This window comes from Blastococcus sp. SYSU DS1021 (assembly GCF_054050995.1).
Map to the genome: position 1 here is coordinate 57,184 of NZ_JBJHAL010000015.1, position 13,842 is coordinate 71,025.

15 protein-coding genes are annotated in these 13,842 nt (G+C 75.3%); 10 read left to right on the forward strand and 5 right to left on the reverse strand.

Annotated features, from left to right (window positions below; translation table 11 throughout):
* Positions 1–90 precede the first annotated feature (90 nt).
* Positions 91–924: an ABC transporter permease gene (locus ACI8AP_RS12730; RefSeq protein ID WP_456589713.1), complete on the reverse strand. Its 834-nt coding sequence runs from the start codon at positions 922–924 to the stop codon at positions 91–93.
* Entirely contained in the window at positions 921–1,910 is a 990-nt protein-coding gene (locus tag ACI8AP_RS12735; RefSeq protein ID WP_456589714.1) for an ATP-binding cassette domain-containing protein, read from the reverse strand. The genes ACI8AP_RS12730 and ACI8AP_RS12735 overlap by 4 nt, the downstream gene beginning before the upstream one ends.
* Positions 1,911–2,145: 235 nt before the next feature.
* Here ACI8AP_RS12735 and ACI8AP_RS12740 point away from each other — a divergent pair, with 235 nt between their 5' ends.
* Positions 2,146–3,285 (forward strand): globin domain-containing protein, encoded by a 1,140-nt coding sequence (locus ACI8AP_RS12740; RefSeq protein WP_456589715.1) that lies wholly within the window; start codon positions 2,146–2,148, stop codon positions 3,283–3,285.
* On the forward strand, positions 3,282–4,055 hold the full coding sequence (locus ACI8AP_RS12745) for a DivIVA domain-containing protein (RefSeq protein ID WP_456589716.1): 774 nt from the start codon (positions 3,282–3,284) through the stop codon (positions 4,053–4,055). The genes ACI8AP_RS12740 and ACI8AP_RS12745 overlap by 4 nt, the downstream gene beginning before the upstream one ends.
* A gap of 40 nt (positions 4,056–4,095) precedes the next feature.
* Here the strand turns inward: ACI8AP_RS12745 and ACI8AP_RS12750 are convergent, their stop codons facing one another.
* Entirely contained in the window at positions 4,096–4,989 is an 894-nt protein-coding gene (locus ACI8AP_RS12750) for an ATP-grasp fold amidoligase family protein (RefSeq protein WP_456589717.1), read from the reverse strand.
* A 206-nt stretch (positions 4,990–5,195) separates the two neighbouring features.
* On the opposite strand from ACI8AP_RS12750, the gene ACI8AP_RS12755 reads away from it, so the two are divergent.
* Positions 5,196–6,281, forward strand: coding sequence for a glycosyltransferase family protein (locus ACI8AP_RS12755; protein ID WP_456589718.1), 1,086 nt, complete (start codon positions 5,196–5,198; stop codon positions 6,279–6,281).
* Here the strand turns inward: ACI8AP_RS12755 and ACI8AP_RS12760 are convergent.
* The gene (locus ACI8AP_RS12760) at positions 6,278–6,841 is read right to left on the reverse strand and encodes a sugar O-acetyltransferase (RefSeq protein ID WP_456589719.1); all 564 of its coding nucleotides are present in this window, start codon (positions 6,839–6,841) and stop codon (positions 6,278–6,280) included. The two genes, ACI8AP_RS12755 and ACI8AP_RS12760, sit on opposite strands and share 4 nt — an antisense overlap.
* A gap of 66 nt (positions 6,842–6,907) precedes the next feature.
* On the opposite strand from ACI8AP_RS12760, the gene ACI8AP_RS12765 reads away from it, so the two are divergent.
* The 6 genes from ACI8AP_RS12765 to ACI8AP_RS12790 all read left to right on the forward strand — a co-directional run bounded on the left by ACI8AP_RS12765 (position 6,908) and on the right by ACI8AP_RS12790 (position 12,283).
* A complete protein-coding gene (locus ACI8AP_RS12765; RefSeq protein ID WP_456589720.1) occupies positions 6,908–7,522 on the forward strand; it encodes a DUF4178 domain-containing protein in 615 nt (204 codons plus the stop codon).
* Complete coding sequence (locus ACI8AP_RS12770; RefSeq protein WP_456589721.1) at positions 7,519–8,028, forward strand: DUF2617 family protein; 510 nt, start codon at positions 7,519–7,521, stop codon at positions 8,026–8,028. The genes ACI8AP_RS12765 and ACI8AP_RS12770 overlap by 4 nt, the downstream gene beginning before the upstream one ends.
* 5 nt (positions 8,029–8,033) lie before the next feature.
* On the forward strand, positions 8,034–8,432 hold the full coding sequence (locus ACI8AP_RS12775; RefSeq protein WP_456589772.1) for a DUF4247 domain-containing protein: 399 nt from the start codon (positions 8,034–8,036) through the stop codon (positions 8,430–8,432).
* Positions 8,433–8,481: 49 nt separating this feature from the next.
* The gene (locus ACI8AP_RS12780; RefSeq protein WP_456589722.1) at positions 8,482–8,946 is read left to right on the forward strand and encodes a DUF350 domain-containing protein; all 465 of its coding nucleotides are present in this window, start codon (positions 8,482–8,484) and stop codon (positions 8,944–8,946) included.
* A gap of 4 nt (positions 8,947–8,950) precedes the next feature.
* A complete protein-coding gene (locus ACI8AP_RS12785) occupies positions 8,951–10,528 on the forward strand; it encodes a polyamine aminopropyltransferase (RefSeq protein WP_456589723.1) in 1,578 nt (525 codons plus the stop codon).
* A 126-nt stretch (positions 10,529–10,654) separates the two neighbouring features.
* The gene (locus ACI8AP_RS12790; protein WP_456589724.1) at positions 10,655–12,283 is read left to right on the forward strand and encodes a peptide chain release factor 3; all 1,629 of its coding nucleotides are present in this window, start codon (positions 10,655–10,657) and stop codon (positions 12,281–12,283) included.
* A 10-nt stretch (positions 12,284–12,293) separates the two neighbouring features.
* Here the strand turns inward: ACI8AP_RS12790 and ACI8AP_RS12795 are convergent, their stop codons facing one another.
* Positions 12,294–13,166, reverse strand: coding sequence for an alpha/beta fold hydrolase (locus ACI8AP_RS12795; protein ID WP_456589725.1), 873 nt, complete (start codon positions 13,164–13,166; stop codon positions 12,294–12,296).
* A 184-nt stretch (positions 13,167–13,350) separates the two neighbouring features.
* On the opposite strand from ACI8AP_RS12795, the gene ACI8AP_RS12800 reads away from it, so the two are divergent.
* On the forward strand, positions 13,351–13,824 hold the full coding sequence (locus ACI8AP_RS12800; protein WP_456589726.1) for a hypothetical protein: 474 nt from the start codon (positions 13,351–13,353) through the stop codon (positions 13,822–13,824).
* The last annotated feature ends 18 nt before the right edge of the window (positions 13,825–13,842 follow it).

Consider the following 13,842-nt stretch of genomic DNA (forward strand, 5'->3'; position numbering starts at 1 on the left):
AGAGGGCACCTGCCCGAGCTCCCGGGCCGGGCTCACGAGCACCGGCGTGGACGGCGGGAACCGGGCGGGGTCGTCGGCGGGCACCGGGCGTCAGCGGCTGCGGTACAGCCGGGTGGTCAGCGGGAGGAAGACCGCGGCCAGCGCGGCGGCCACCGCCAGCGAGACGCCGATCGCGACGCCGTCCGGCGTGCCGTCCATCAGCGAGCGGCACGCCGTGGCCAGCACCGAGATCGGGTTGACGTCGACGAACGCCTGCAGCGGCCCGGGCAGGGTGGCCGGGTCGACGAACACGTTGGAGAGGAACGTCAGCGGGAAGATGCTCATGAACCCGGCGTTCATCACGGCGTTCGGGCTGCGCATCAGCAGGCCGAGCACCGAGAAGGCCCACGACAGCCCGAACGAGAAGACCACCACCAGGGCCAGCGCCGCCACGGCGCCCGCCACCCCCGCGTCCGGGCGGTAACCCAGCAGCACGCCGACGACGATGATCACCGTGCCCGCCACGACGTACCGGACGCTGTCCCCGAGCAGCGAGCCCAGCAGCGGCGCGGGCCGCCAGATCGGCAGCGACCGGAAGCGGTCGACGACGCCCTTGGTCAGGTCGGTGTTGAGCGAGACGCCGGAGTAGACCGTCGTGAAGAGCACCGACATGACCAGCAGGCCGGGCAGCGTGTAGTCCAGGTAGGCGCTGGTGGAGCCCGCGATGGCGCCGCCGAAGAGGTACGTGAACATCAGCAGGAACATCACCGGCGTCACGGTCACGTCGAGCAGCTGCTCGGGGACGTGCTTGACCTTGAGCATCCCCCGCCAGCCGAACGTGAGGGCCGCCGACAGCGGTCCGGGCCGCGGGGGCCGCTCGCGGCCGGCGATCGCCCGGCGGACGGCCGCGGCGTCGGCGTCGGTGGTCGTGGTCGCCGTGCTCATGACGTCCGCTCCTCGAGGGTCGGTGCCGCTCCGGGTGGGTCCTCGGCGCCGCGGCCGGTCAGGGCGAGGAAGACCTCGTCCAGGCTGGGCTGGTCGAGGGAGAAGTGGGCGATGCCGATGCCGGTCCGCGCCAGCTCGGCCACGCCGGCGGCGGCCCGGGCGGAGTCGGGGCAGGTGGCCGACAGCGCCGCCGGGTCCGGCTCCAGGGCGACCGAGCCGAGCGCGCTCTCGAGGACCGCGGCCGCCTCGGCGCGCCGGGCCGGGTCGAGCAGCCGCACGTGCAGCGCCCCGGTGCCGACCGACGCCTTCAGCTGGGCCGGGGTCCCCTCGGCGATCACCCGCCCCCGGTCGATCACCGCGATCCCGTCGGCGAGCTGGTCGGCCTCCTCCAGGTACTGCGTGCAGAGCAGGATCGTGGTCCCCTCGGCCACGAGCGCGCGGGCGATCTCCCACACCTGGTTGCGTGACCGCGGGTCCAGCCCGGTGGTCGGCTCGTCGAGGAACATCAGCCGCGGGGTGACCACGATGCTGGCCGCGATGTCCAGCCGGCGCCGCATCCCCCCGGAGTAGTGCTTCACCAGCTTGCCCGCGGCCGCGGCGATGCCGAAGGCGTCCAGCAGCTCGTCGGCCCGCGCCCGGGCCCCGGGGCGGGACAGCCCGAGGAGCCGGCCGAGCAGCACCAGATTCTCCCGCCCGCTCAGCTCCTCGTCGACCGACGCGAGCTGCCCGGTCAGGCTCACCTGCGCGCGCACCGCGTCGGCCTCCGCGACGACGTCGTACCCGAGCACCCGGGCGCTGCCCGAGTCGGGGCGGACGAGCGTGGCCAGCATCCGGATGGTGGTCGTCTTCCCCGCCCCGTTGGGCCCCAGGACGCCGTAGATGCTCCCGGCCGGCACGGCGAGGTCCAGCCCGCCGACCGCCTGGGTCTCCCCGTAGGTCTTGACCAGCGCCGTCGCCTCCACGGCCAGCGGTGCGTGCTGCGGCATGGGTACCTCACCCTGGGTCGGTGTCGTCGTGGTGCAGACGGACTCTCCCCGGATATCTCATCGGCGGCGAACGACTTTTCCGCGGCCCCGCCGGCCGGCGGGCAGAAACCTCGCCGGTGCCCGTGTGACGCCGCGTGCACCGGGGAAGGGGACGGCGGAGCGCGCAGGCGTCGTCGCGCACCGGAGCCGATGCCGCGCCAGGTAGCCGGCCGGACCCCGCCGCGAGGAGGCACGCATGGACATCGCCGCGATGCGGGCGAGCTTCGCCAAGGCGGCGGCGACCGGCGACGAGGCACCGCTGTACTTCTACTCGCACCTGTTCCTGAGCCACCCCGAGACGCGGGCGATGTTCCCGGTGTCCATGGCCCACCAGCGCGACCGGTTCTTCCACGCGCTTGGCGAGGTGGTGTCGCACGTCGACGACCTCGACGCGCTGGTCCCGATCCTCAAGCAGCTCGGCCACGACCACCGCAAGTTCGGCACGCTGCCGGCGCACTACCCCGCGGTGATGCCCAGCCTGCTCGCGACGCTCGAGCACTTCGACGACGAGTGGGACGAGCACCGCGCCCGCACCTGGACCGAGGCCTACGAGCTCGTCGCCTCGGTGATGATCCAGGGCGCCGAGGAGTCCGGCGACCAGCCGGCCACCTGGCGGGCCGAGGTCGTGTCCCACGAGCGCCGCGCCATCGACGTGGCGGTGCTCCAGGTGCGGCCCGAGGTGCCGGTCAACTACCTGGCCGGCCAGTCGCTGTCCCTGGAGATCGACCGCCGGCCGCGGCTGTGGCGGTACTACTCCCCCGCCAACGCCCCCCGGGACGACGGCACCCTGGAGCTGCACGTGAAGGCCCGCCCCGGCGGACCGGTCAGCACCGCGCTCGTCCGCAGCACCGAGGAGGGCGACCTGCTGCGGCTGGGCCCCCCGCTGGGCGACCTCACGCTGGCCGGCGACTCCGACCGCGACCTCCTGCTCGTCGCCGGCGGCATGGGGCTGGCGCCGCTGAAGGCCCTGGTCGACCAGGTGGCCCGGCAGGGGCCCGCCCGCCGGGTGGACCTGTTCGTCGGCGCCCGCACCGAGGACCAGCTCCACGACCGCGCCGCCCTGGACGAGCTGCGGGCGGCCCACCCGTGGCTCGGCGTGACCTACGCGGTGTCCGACGACGACCTGTCGGGCCTGGAGCAGGGGGACGTCGGTGACGTCGTCCTCCGGCACGGTCCGTGGCTCAGCCGGGAGGTGTTCGTGGCCGGCCCGGCGCCCATGGTGGAGGCGACCGTCAGCGGCCTCCTGCAGCACGGCGTGCCGCGGGAACGGGTGCGCAGCGAGGTGTTCGCCCCCAGCCGACCGGGGCCCAGTGCCGAGGGGAAGGTGACCGAATGACCACCACCGAGACGTCCGGGACCGGAGGGAACGCTCGGCGGCTCACGCCCGAGCAGATCCGGGGGGCGCGGTTCGCCGCGGGCACGATGCTGCACCCGGGGTACGACCAGGGGCAGGTCGACCGCTTCCAGGAGCTGGTGGCCGCGGAGGTGAGCACCCTGGTCGGCGAGCGGGAGCGGCTGCACAGGCAGGTGGCGGAGCTGCAGCAGCGCCTGGACGGCATCACCGTGCCCGAGCCCCCCAGCGAGCAGGCGGTCCGCATCCTCGCCAGCGCCCAGCAGACGGCGGACGAGTACGTCGCCGAGGCGGAGGACTTCAGCCGGCAGATGACCGCCGAGGCCCGCGACCAGTACGAGGAGCAGCTACGGCTGGCGCGCGAGAACGCCGGCGCGATCATGCAGGCGGCGCAGGAGGCGGCCGCCCGGCTCACCGGGGGCCCCACCGGGGACGGCGGCGGCGACGCCGCCGGGCAGCGGACCGCCGCCGAGCTCGAGGAGCAGGTGGCGTTCCTCAGGGCGTTCGCCCAGGCCTGCCGGGCGCAGCTGCGGGCCTACCTGGAGGCCCTGCTCACCGACGTCGAGACCGAGTGGGGCCGCGTCGACCCGGCGCTGGCCCCGGAGGCGCTCGCCGCCGCGGAGCCGGGCCGGCGACCGGGCCCCGCGCCGCAGCGCACCGCCTTCCACTCCAACAGCGCCGGGAGCACGGCGCGGTCGGAGGAGGACGCCGAGAGCCGGACGGCGCCCGCGGGCGCCCCCGCCTCCGGCTCCTGACCCGCCACTGCCCGGCCGGCGGGCCGCCCGCGGTGCGCGGTCACGGCGCGGGCGGCGTGCCGCGGCGGCTCCTCCGGGGCGCACGGACGGCCGCTCGCGGCGGCAGGTCCCAGCAGGCGCCCAGCGCCCGGTCCACCACGGGGTGCAGCCGGTCCAGCCCGCCGCCGGGGTACGGGGTCAGCTCGCCGAACCAGAGCTCGCCGTCGACGTCGTAGAGGTCCACGCGCACGAAGTCGAACTCCCGGCCGAGCGCCTCCGCCACCGCCCGCATCGCCGGGTAGCTCGCCGGCGGCGGGTCGGCCGGTCCCAGGGTCATCCCCGGGTCGACGAACGGCAACGGCGACCACTCCGCGGTGTAGAGCCGGCGCCGATGCCCAGCGCTGAACCGGCCGGTGTCCACCTGCACCAGCCGCACCCGGCCACCGAACACCAGCAGCTTGTGGTCGGCGGGCGGGACGCCGGGGCGCCCGAGGAACTCCTCGACGAGCAGCAGGCGCCGGGCCCGGCTGTACACCCACTCCCCGCGGGTGGGGAACAGCGGCTCGTCCAGCCAGCCCGCGGTGGCCTCCCGCAGGGCAGCGACGTCGGGCCGTCCGGAGGCCAGCCGCACCCGCATGGTCCCGTGGTTGGGCTTGAGCACCCAGTGCTCGGGCAGCGGCACCCCGGCCAGGTCGGCGACGTCCGTGCCCGCCCAGAGGACGCGCGGCACCCGCACCTCCGGGCAGACGCGGGCCGCGTACGCCTTCATCGCCAGCTTGTCGCCGAGCTGCGCGATCAGCGGGCGGCGGTCGTGGACCACCCGCCAGTTCAGCTTCTCGGTGAAGGTGCGCGGCGGGCGGCGGGGGAACCGGCCGTGCGCCTCCCGGAAGAGCAGCGCCCGCTTCGCCGGCAACGGCAGCCTGCGGAACACCTCCCGGGGCAGCCTGTCCAGCACCCGACGCACCGCCCCTCGACCCGCCGCGCTCCGCCCGGCTCCCGGCTGCCCAGTCTGCCGAGCCGCCCGCGCCCCGGCGCCCTAGGGTCGGGGGTCGTGCGCACCGCAGGAGCCCCCCGCTGAACCCCGTCCCCCCAGCCGCACCGGCCACCCGGGTCGGGTTCGTCGCGAAGGACCCCTGGCACCCTGCGATCCGCCGCGAGCAGATGATCGCCCGGGAGCTGGTCCGCCGGGGCGGCGACGTCCGCTTCGTCCAGGCCCCGGCGGACGCCCACCGGGTGCGCACCGACCCGGGGAACTGGTGGCGGCACCTGCGCGCGGCGCGGTTCGCCGAGGTCTGCGACGGCGTCACCGTGACCGAGCGCTCCACGGTCCTGCCCGGCTCCCGGGGAGCCCTGTCCGAGCGGGTGGACGCCGCGCTCCTGCGCGCCTTCCTCCGCCGCTCGGGCTGGGCCGAGGACGTCACCGTCCTCATGCTGCCGTGGGACTGGCGGGCCACCCGCGGCCTCGGTGGCCGCGTGGTCTTCGACTGCACCGACGACTGGGCCCGGCTCCTCCCGCACGCCCGCAACGTCCCGGCCCAGCTGCGCCGGATCGCCGACGAGGCCGACGAGATCGTCGTGGTGAACCCGGTCCTCGCCGGGCTGTTCCCGGGGCGGCGCCCGGTCGTCGTGCCGAACGGCACCGACGAGGCGCTGCTGACCGCACCACGCTCCGCCCCCCGCGCGGAGCGGCACGCCGTCTACGTGGGCAGCGTCGCGGAGCGCTTCGACGTCGAGCTGGTCCGGGCCGTGCTCACCGCGCTGCCCGACTGGACCCTCGCCGTGCACGGCCAGCTGGTGTTCCCCGAGCGCTCGGCCCCGGCCCGCGCCCGCTTCCTCGCGCTCGAGGGCGAGTTCCCCGGGCGCTTCACCTACCGAGGGCTGACGCCCCGCGACCGGCTGCCGGCCGTGCTGGACGCCGCCCGCGTCGCCTTGGTCCCCGACGTCGCGGCGCGGGCGCTGGGGCAGTCGTCGATGAAGACCTACGACTACTCCGCCCGGGGCCTGCCCGTGGTGGCCACCGCCGGGCACCTCGAGCACTCCGGGGAGGTGCCGCCGCACACGGCGGTCGTCTCCGGCGCCGACGAGATGGTCGAGGCGCTCCGCGCGGCCGCCACGGAACCACCGGGCCGGGCCGACGAGCGCCGGGCCTGGGCGGCGGGGCGCACCTGGGCCCGCCGGACCGACGACTGGCTGACCGCGGTGACCGGCCGGCCGGCCGGCACGGTCTCCCCGCCGGTTCCGGTCTAGGGCCGCTCCGCGCCGAGCGAGCGGACGACGCGCGCGGGGTTCCCGACGGCCACCACGTCCGGTGGCAGGTCACGGGTGACCACCGAGCCCGCTCCCACGACCGTGCGCGCGCCGACTGTGACGCCCGGCAGCACGATCACGCCACCGCCGAGCCAGACGTCGTCGCCCAGGGTGATCGGCGCCCCCTGCTGCCAGCCGGCCCGGCGGAGCCCGGCGTCCACGGGGTGGCCGGCGGTCAGCAGCTGGACCCCCGGGCCGAGCTGCACGTGGTTCCCGAGGGTGATGGGCCCGACGTCGAGGAAGACCCCGCCCCAGTTGACGAAGCAGAACGCGCCGACGGAGATGCGGTAGCCGTAGTCGCAGCGGAAGTCCGAGCGGATCGTCGTGCCGCCGCCCACCGACCCCAGCAGCTCGGTGAGCAGGGTGTGCCGGGTCACGCCGTCGGACTCGGCGTTGTAGCGGGCCAGCAGAGCCGCCGCCCGCCGGCCGTCGGTGGCGAGGTCGGGGTCGTCGGGCCGGTAGGGCCGGCCCGACAGCATCCGGTCCTTCATCCCGCCCATGCCCGCCACGCTAGCCAGCCCGCCGCGATAGGTTCGACCGGTCCGTACCGAGCCTGGAGGCCCGCGATGCCCGATGTCCTGCTCGTCCTCCTGGTCGTGGTCCTCGTGGCGCTCGCCGCGCTCGCCGTGGTGGTCCTCGTGCTGCGCCGGCGGAACCTCGCCCGGGCCGCCGCACCGCGGCCCCGCGTCGACCCCCTGGCCGACGAGCCCGACGTCTACGACCCGCACGCCATCGGCGTCGGTGACGTGATCACGTACGCGGGCGTCGACCACGTGGTCCGCGGCACGATCGTCCTCGAGGAGGGCGGGATGACCTGGCGCGAGCACCTGCTCGACGGGTCGACCGGCCGCCGCTGGCTCACCGTCGAGGACGACGAGGGCGAGCTGGAGATGACGCTGTGGATGCGGCGGGAGGGCACCAACCTCACCCCCGACGGCGACGTGATCCTCGACGACCGGGTGCACCGCCAGATCGAGCGGGGCCGGGCCGCCTACACCGCCGAGGGCACCACCGGCACCCCGCCGAGCGGCACCGTCGAGTACGCCGACTACGCCACGGCGGACAAGACCGGGCTGCTGGCCTTCGAGCGCTGGGCACCCACCCAGTCCTGGGAGGTCTCCACCGGCCGAGCCGTCAGCCGCGGGGAGCTCACCGTCTACCACCGCACCCCCGGCGCATGAGCCTGCACGTGCTGGACGTGGAGCCGCGCGACGTGTCCGCGACGGCGCTCGGCCTGGTGCTCGACGGGCCCCTGGCCGAGCCGCTCGCCCGGCTCCGGCTGGACGACGGTCGGGGTGGCTCCATCACGCTGGGGGTGCTCGGCGCCTCGCACGTGGTCACCGCCGCCGTCCCCGGCTCCCGGCTGACCGAGGAGGTCTCCTGCGACGCCGTCGGCGCCGGCGGCGACCCGCTGCCCCGGAGCACCCGGTCCGGCGGCTACGCGCTCACCTCCTCGGTCACCACCGTGAGCCGGGCCGAGCTGGACGTGAGCGCGCTGCGGCTGCGCGACCGGGCCGGCGCGGACCCGGCGTGGCTCTGCGGCGCCTTCCCCGGGGCGGCCGGCGCCCTGACCGCGCTCACCGCGCGGCCCCTGGCCGGGGGCGGGTGGGCGTGGCGGACCTGGCACCTCTACCCCGCCGGCGACACCGGCGAGGTCGTCACGACACAGACCAGGTGGACGCCGTGAGAAACATGTCCCGGATGGTGGCCCTCGCGCTGGCCGCCGTCCTGCTCCTGAGCAGCTGCGGGACCGGTACCCGCATCCGCGCCTTCCTCGACGACACCTACGAGCGGACCGAGATCGTCGGCAACGCCGCGGTCTACGCCTCGCCCGATCCGGTGGGCACCACGACCGCGGCCATCACCGAGGCCGTCCCCCCGGCGGAACGGCAGGCCGACGGCGGGAACGAGTACCTGCGCTACGACGACGACATCGTGATCGTCAGCCCCGCTGCGGACGGGAGCACCGTGCGCGTCGAGGACCTCGACGAGCGGTACCGCAGCGGCTTCTTCGCCTTCCTCGGGCCGGGCTTCCGGCCGGGCTCCCCCGTCGGCACGGGCGGCAGCGGCGGCCCCGGGGACGCCAAGTGACCCCCGCCCTGCACGTCCCCACTCCCCTCGAGACCAGGAGCGACCTCACGTGAGCACGACCTACCAGGCCGTGCAGTTCGGCCACGTCGACGCCGATCTGCTGACCCAGGGCGTCGTCGGGACGCTGCTGTTCTTCGTCATCGGGGTGGGCGTGCTCGCCCTCGGGTTCCTCGCGCTGGACCTCATCACCCCGGGCAACCTGCGCACGCAGGTCTACCTCGACCACAACCCGAACGCGGCGATCCTGCTCGGCGCCAACCACCTCGCGCTGGCGATCATCGTGGTGACGGCGATCATGACCAGCGCCGACAACCTGGGCCAGGGACTGGTGGACACGGCGGTCTACGGCCTGATCGGCGTGCTGCTGCAGGCCCTGGCGCTCCGGGTGCTGGACGCGGTCATCCCCGCCGACCTGCGCTCCCTGGTGAACCAGCCGCGGATGCGCGGATCGGCCTGGGCGGTCGCCGTCAGCCTGGTCGCGATCGGCGCGGTCAACGCCGCCGCGCTGTCCTGAGGCCGTGACGGCGTCCGCACGGGGCGTGCCGGCGGCAGGGCCGGCCGCGGCGGGCGGCGGAGTGCGCTCGCGCCCCCTGCTGCTGGCGGCCGTCGCGGTCTGCGCGGCGTGCGGGCTGATCTACGAGCTGGTGCTGCTCACGCTGTCGGCGAGCCTCACCGGCGGCGGGATCACCCAGACCTCCCTGATCGTGGCCGGGTTCGTCGCGGCGCTCGGCGCGGGCGCGCTGCTGGTGAAGCCGTTCCTCGGGCACGCCGCCGCGACGTTCGTCGCCGTGGAGATCCTGCTCGGCATCGTGGGTGGGCTGAGCGCGGTGACGCTCTACGTCTCGTTCTCCTTCTACGGGACCAGCAGCGCCGTCCTGGTGACCGGCACCGCCGTGATCGGGGTCCTCGTGGGTGCCGAGGTGCCGCTGCTCATGACGCTGCTGCAGTCCGGGCGCAGCGGCATCGACGCACGCGGTTCGGGCACGCTGCTCGCCGACCTCAACGCCGCCGACTACGCCGGCGCCCTGCTCGGCGGCCTGGCCTGGCCGTTCCTGCTGCTGCCCCTGGCCGGCCAGATCCGGGGCGCGGCCCTGACCGGGGTGCTCAACCTCCTGGCGGCCGCGGTCGTGGCCGCCTTCGTCCTCCGCGGGGAGCTCACCCCCCGTGCCCGCCGTACCGCCACGGCTGCGCTGCTCGCCGCGGCCGCCGTCCTCGGGGTGCTGCTCGTCCGGGCCGGTGACATCGAGACCACCTCCCGGCAGCGGCTCTACGCCGACCCCGTGGTGGCCGCGCAGCGCTCGGACTACCAGGAGATCGTGGTCACCGAGCGCGCCGACGACGTCCGGCTGTACCTGGACGGCGACCTGCAGTTCTCCAGCCGGGACGAGCACCGCTACACCGAGGCGCTCGTCCACCCGGTGCTCGCCCGCGACCCGGAGCGGGTGCTGATCCTCGGCGGCGGAGACGGCCTCGCCGCGCGCGAGGTGCTGCGCCACCCGACCGTCCGCGAGGTCGTGCAGGTGGAGCTCGACCCCGCGGTCGTCGACCTGGCGCGGACCCGGCTGGCCGACCTCAACGCCGGCGCGCTGGACGACCCGCGGGTCGACGTCGTGCTGGACGACGCCTTCCGCTGGCTGCGCTCCCCGGCCGCCGCGGGGTTCGACGCGGTGATCGTGGACATGCCCGACCCGGACACCCCGGTGCTCGGCCGGCTCTACTCGACCGAGTTCTACGGGCTCGTCGGCGCCGCCCTGGCGCCCGGCGGGCTGGTCTCGGTGCAGGCCGGCAGCCCCTACTCGACGCCGACCGCCTTCTGGCGCACCGTCTCGACCCTCGACGCCGCCGGGCTCGCGGCCACGCCGTACCACGTGCACGTGCCGAGCTTCGGCGATTGGGGGTTCGCCCTGGCGCAGCCCGGCGCGACCCCGCCCGGGCTCGCCCTCTCCCCCGGCGCCCCGCCGCTGCGGTTCCTCGACGACGCTGTCCTGGCGGCCTCCGGCGTCTTCCCGGCCGACCGGCGCCCGCAGCACCTGGAGCCCTCCACCCTCGACCGACCGCGGATCGTCGACGACATGCGCAGCGGCTACGTCGGCTGACGCATGTAGCGTTCTTCTCCTGGGCCGCCCTTCCGGGCCGCTCGTCCGGGTCGCCTGCCCGGACCCGCTGGACGCCGCCCGAGGGCCGGCCGCCGCGGACGCAGACCGAACGAGGAGAGTGCCACCGTGGCCGCCGTCACCGACGCAGCCGAACGACACGAGGCCGGCCGGGCCGCACAGTCGGCCCTCGCCGAGGCCACCCGCCGGCGCACGTTCGCCGTGATCAGCCACCCCGACGCCGGCAAGTCCACGCTCACCGAGGCCCTCGCCCTGCACGCCCGCGTCATCGGCCAGGCCGGTGCGGTGCACGGCAAGGCCGGCCGCCGCGGCACGGTATCGGACTGGATGGACATGGAGAAGGCGCGCGGCATCTCCATCACGTCGGCGGCCCTGCAGTTCGAGTACCGCGACGCGGTGATCAACCTGCTCGACACGCCCGGGCACGCCGACTTCTCCGAGGACACCTACCGGGTGCTCACCGCCGTCGACGCCGCGGTCATGCTCGTCGACGCCGCGAAGGGTCTCGAGACCCAGACGATGAAGCTCTTCGCCGTCTGCAAGCACCGCGGCATCCCGATCGTCACCGTGGTCAACAAGTGGGACCGCCCCGGCAAGGACGCCCTCGAGCTCATGGACGAGATCGCCGAGCGGACCGGACTCAGCCCCACGCCGCTCACCTGGCCGGTCGGCATCGCCGGTGACTTCCGCGGCGTGCTCGACCGCAGGGACGGCGCCTTCCGCCGCTTCACCCGTACCGCCGGCGGCGCGACGATCGCGCCCGAGGAGCTGCTGAGCGCCGCCGACGCCGCGGCCCAGGAGGGCGACGTCTGGCAGCAGGCGCAGGAGGAGGCCGAGCTGCTCGAGGCCACCGGCGCCGAGCACGACCAGGACTCGTTCCTCTCCGGCGTCACCACGCCGGTGCTGTTCGCCTCCGCGGTCTCCAACTTCGGCGTCGGTGCGCTGCTGGACACGCTGGTCGACCTCGCCCCCGCGCCGTCGGGTCGGCCCGACGCCGAGGGCGTGGTCCGCGGCCTGGACGAGCCGTTCAGCGCCTTCGTCTTCAAGGTGCAGTCGGGCATGGACGCCGCGCACCGCGACCGGCTCGCCTACATCCGCGTCTGCAGCGGGGTGTTCGAACGCGGCATGGTCGTCACCCACGGCCGCACCGGGCGCCCGTTCACCACCAAGTACGCCCAGCACGTGTTCGGCCGGGAGCGGGAGAGCATCGAGACCGCCTACCCCGGCGACGTCGTCGGGCTGGTCAACGCCTCGGCCCTGGGCGTCGGCGACAGCCTGTACGTGGAGCGGCCCGTCACCTTCCCGCCGCTGACCACCTTCGCCCCGGAGCACTTCGCCGTCGTCCGCAGCCAGGACACCGCCAAGCACAAGCAGTTCCGCAAGGGCATCGAGCAGCTGGACTCCGAGGGCGTCGTCCAGGTGCTGCGCTCGGACCGCCGCGGCGACGGATCCCCGGTCCTGGCCGTCGTCGGGCCGATGCAGTTCGAGGTCGCCACCCACCGCATGGAGCACGAGTTCCACGCCCCCGTCGCCCTGGACCGGCTGCCCTACAGCCTGGCCATGCGAACCGACGAGGAGTCCCTTCCGCTGATCGCCTCCTCCGGCGGCGTCGAGGTGGTGCGGCGGACCAGCGGCGAGCTGCTGGCGCTGTTCCCCGACAAGTGGGCGCTGCGGATGCTGCAGCAGCGGCACCCGCGGGTGACCCTCGAGCCGCTGGTGGCCGCCCAGCTGGCCTGAGCCCGGCCGCTCACGGCCGGAGCGCGTCGTAGACCTCCTCGGCCCGGTCGAAGACGAAGAAGTGCCCCTCCCCGGGCAGCCAGTGTGCCGAGCAGCGGGGCAGCATCGCGCTGAGCACCTGACCGAGGACGACGGGGACCTGCCAGTCCTGCGTGCCGTGCCACAGGTGCACCTGCTGGCGGACGGCCGACAGCGGGAACCCCCACGGCCGGAACAGCAGGGCCCGGTCCTCGGCCAGCACCGCGCTGCCGTTGCGCAGGCCCTCGGCGAAGGTGTCGGCGAGGATGCGCCGGACGGCCGGGCGCCCGAGCACCCGCCGGTCGGCCGCGTTGAGCCGCAGCTGCAGGTAGCGCGGGATCGTCCGCGGTCGTAGCCCGACCGGGGCGAGCACCGGGCGCAGCACGGCCGCCAGCCGGGCCGGACGGTGCACGGCCGCCCGCAGCTGCCGGGGGATCCAGCGCGGCCAGGGCCATGGCACGTCCGGCGGGGGTGCGCCGCCGAGGATTCCGACGGTCGACACGCGGTCCCCCAGCGCGTGCGCGCAGGCAAGCGCGTAGGCGGCGCCGCCGGAGAGGCTGAGCACCGCGCACCGCTCGATGCCGAGGTGGTCCAGCAGCTGGGCGACGTCGTCGGGCCAGTCGGCGACCCGGCGGCCGGGGTGCGGGTCCGAGCGCCCGAAGCCGGGACGGTCGGGGACGACGAACCGGACGCCCCACCGCCGGTAGTCCTCCGGGTCCTCGACGTGCCGCTCCAGCCGGGAGCTGGGCGACCCGTGGCAGCCCAGCACCGGCCGTCCCGCGGGGTCGCCGTACTCGGCGTACGCGAGCGTGCGGCCGTCACGGAGCCGGATGCTGCTCTCCCGGAGCTGGGGTGCGCTCTGCATGCCTGCGCCCCTACCCGGGCCGGGCGGATCCCCACCGTCCGGGCCGCCTCGCGCGCCCGCGCGCGAGGCTGGACCCGCCGCACCGCCCGGCTGTCGGTGGCGCGGCGGACCCCATGGGATGTCGGTGCGCACCCCGAACCCCGTGCGGAGGTGTGGCCGTGATCTCCGCGGGTAGCCGTCACGGATGCCAACGTCGAGGGAGCCGTCGGCCGCCAGCCTGATGGGACGGGGGGTGCTCGCCGGCATCGGCGGCACCGTCGTCATGACGGCCTTCCAGGAGTTCGTCGAGATGCCGTTGACCCGGCGGGGCGAGAGCTACGCGCCGGCCGACTTCGCCCAGAAGGTGCTGCCCGTCGACCCGGAGACCGCGCAGGGGCGTCGGCGGCTGAACTGGGTCACGCACTTCTCGCTGGGAGCGATGTGGGGTGCCGCCTACGGCGTCGCCGCGCTCCGGGGAGCCCGTGGCCAGCAAGCGGTGCACGCCGTCTTCGCGGCCGTCTACCCCGGTGACGTGCTGCTCAACTCCGCCCTGGGGCTTTACCACCCCACGCGGTGGTCGAGGCGTGACCTGGTGGTGGACGTGGTGGACAAGTACGTCCAGGCGCAGGCCACCGGGGCGGTCTTCGACCGGCTGCTCGATCCCGCCGGACGGCGCTGAGCCGAGACATTCGTGCGC

Excerpts from the sequence above, each read along its gene's own strand:
- ACI8AP_RS12745 (WP_456589716.1), top strand. The coding sequence starts at position 3,282 with ATGACCACCACCGAGACGTCCGGGACCGGAGGGAACGCTCGGCGGCTC.
- ACI8AP_RS12740 (WP_456589715.1), top strand. The coding sequence starts at position 2,146 with ATGGACATCGCCGCGATGCGGGCGAGCTTCGCCAAGGCGGCGGCGACC.
- ACI8AP_RS12775 (WP_456589772.1), top strand. The coding sequence starts at position 8,034 with ATGTCCCGGATGGTGGCCCTCGCGCTGGCCGCCGTCCTGCTCCTGAGC.
- ACI8AP_RS12760 (WP_456589719.1), bottom strand. The coding sequence starts at position 6,841 with ATGGGCGGGATGAAGGACCGGATGCTGTCGGGCCGGCCCTACCGGCCC.
- ACI8AP_RS12800 (WP_456589726.1), top strand. The coding sequence starts at position 13,351 with ATGCCAACGTCGAGGGAGCCGTCGGCCGCCAGCCTGATGGGACGGGGG.
- ACI8AP_RS12765 (WP_456589720.1), top strand. The coding sequence starts at position 6,908 with ATGCCCGATGTCCTGCTCGTCCTCCTGGTCGTGGTCCTCGTGGCGCTC.
- ACI8AP_RS12755 (WP_456589718.1), top strand. The coding sequence starts at position 5,196 with ATGATCGCCCGGGAGCTGGTCCGCCGGGGCGGCGACGTCCGCTTCGTC.
- ACI8AP_RS12795 (WP_456589725.1), bottom strand. The coding sequence starts at position 13,166 with ATGCAGAGCGCACCCCAGCTCCGGGAGAGCAGCATCCGGCTCCGTGAC.
- ACI8AP_RS12735 (WP_456589714.1), bottom strand. The coding sequence starts at position 1,910 with ATGCCGCAGCACGCACCGCTGGCCGTGGAGGCGACGGCGCTGGTCAAG.
- ACI8AP_RS12730 (WP_456589713.1), bottom strand. The coding sequence starts at position 924 with ATGAGCACGGCGACCACGACCACCGACGCCGACGCCGCGGCCGTCCGC.
- ACI8AP_RS12770 (WP_456589721.1), top strand. The coding sequence starts at position 7,519 with ATGAGCCTGCACGTGCTGGACGTGGAGCCGCGCGACGTGTCCGCGACG.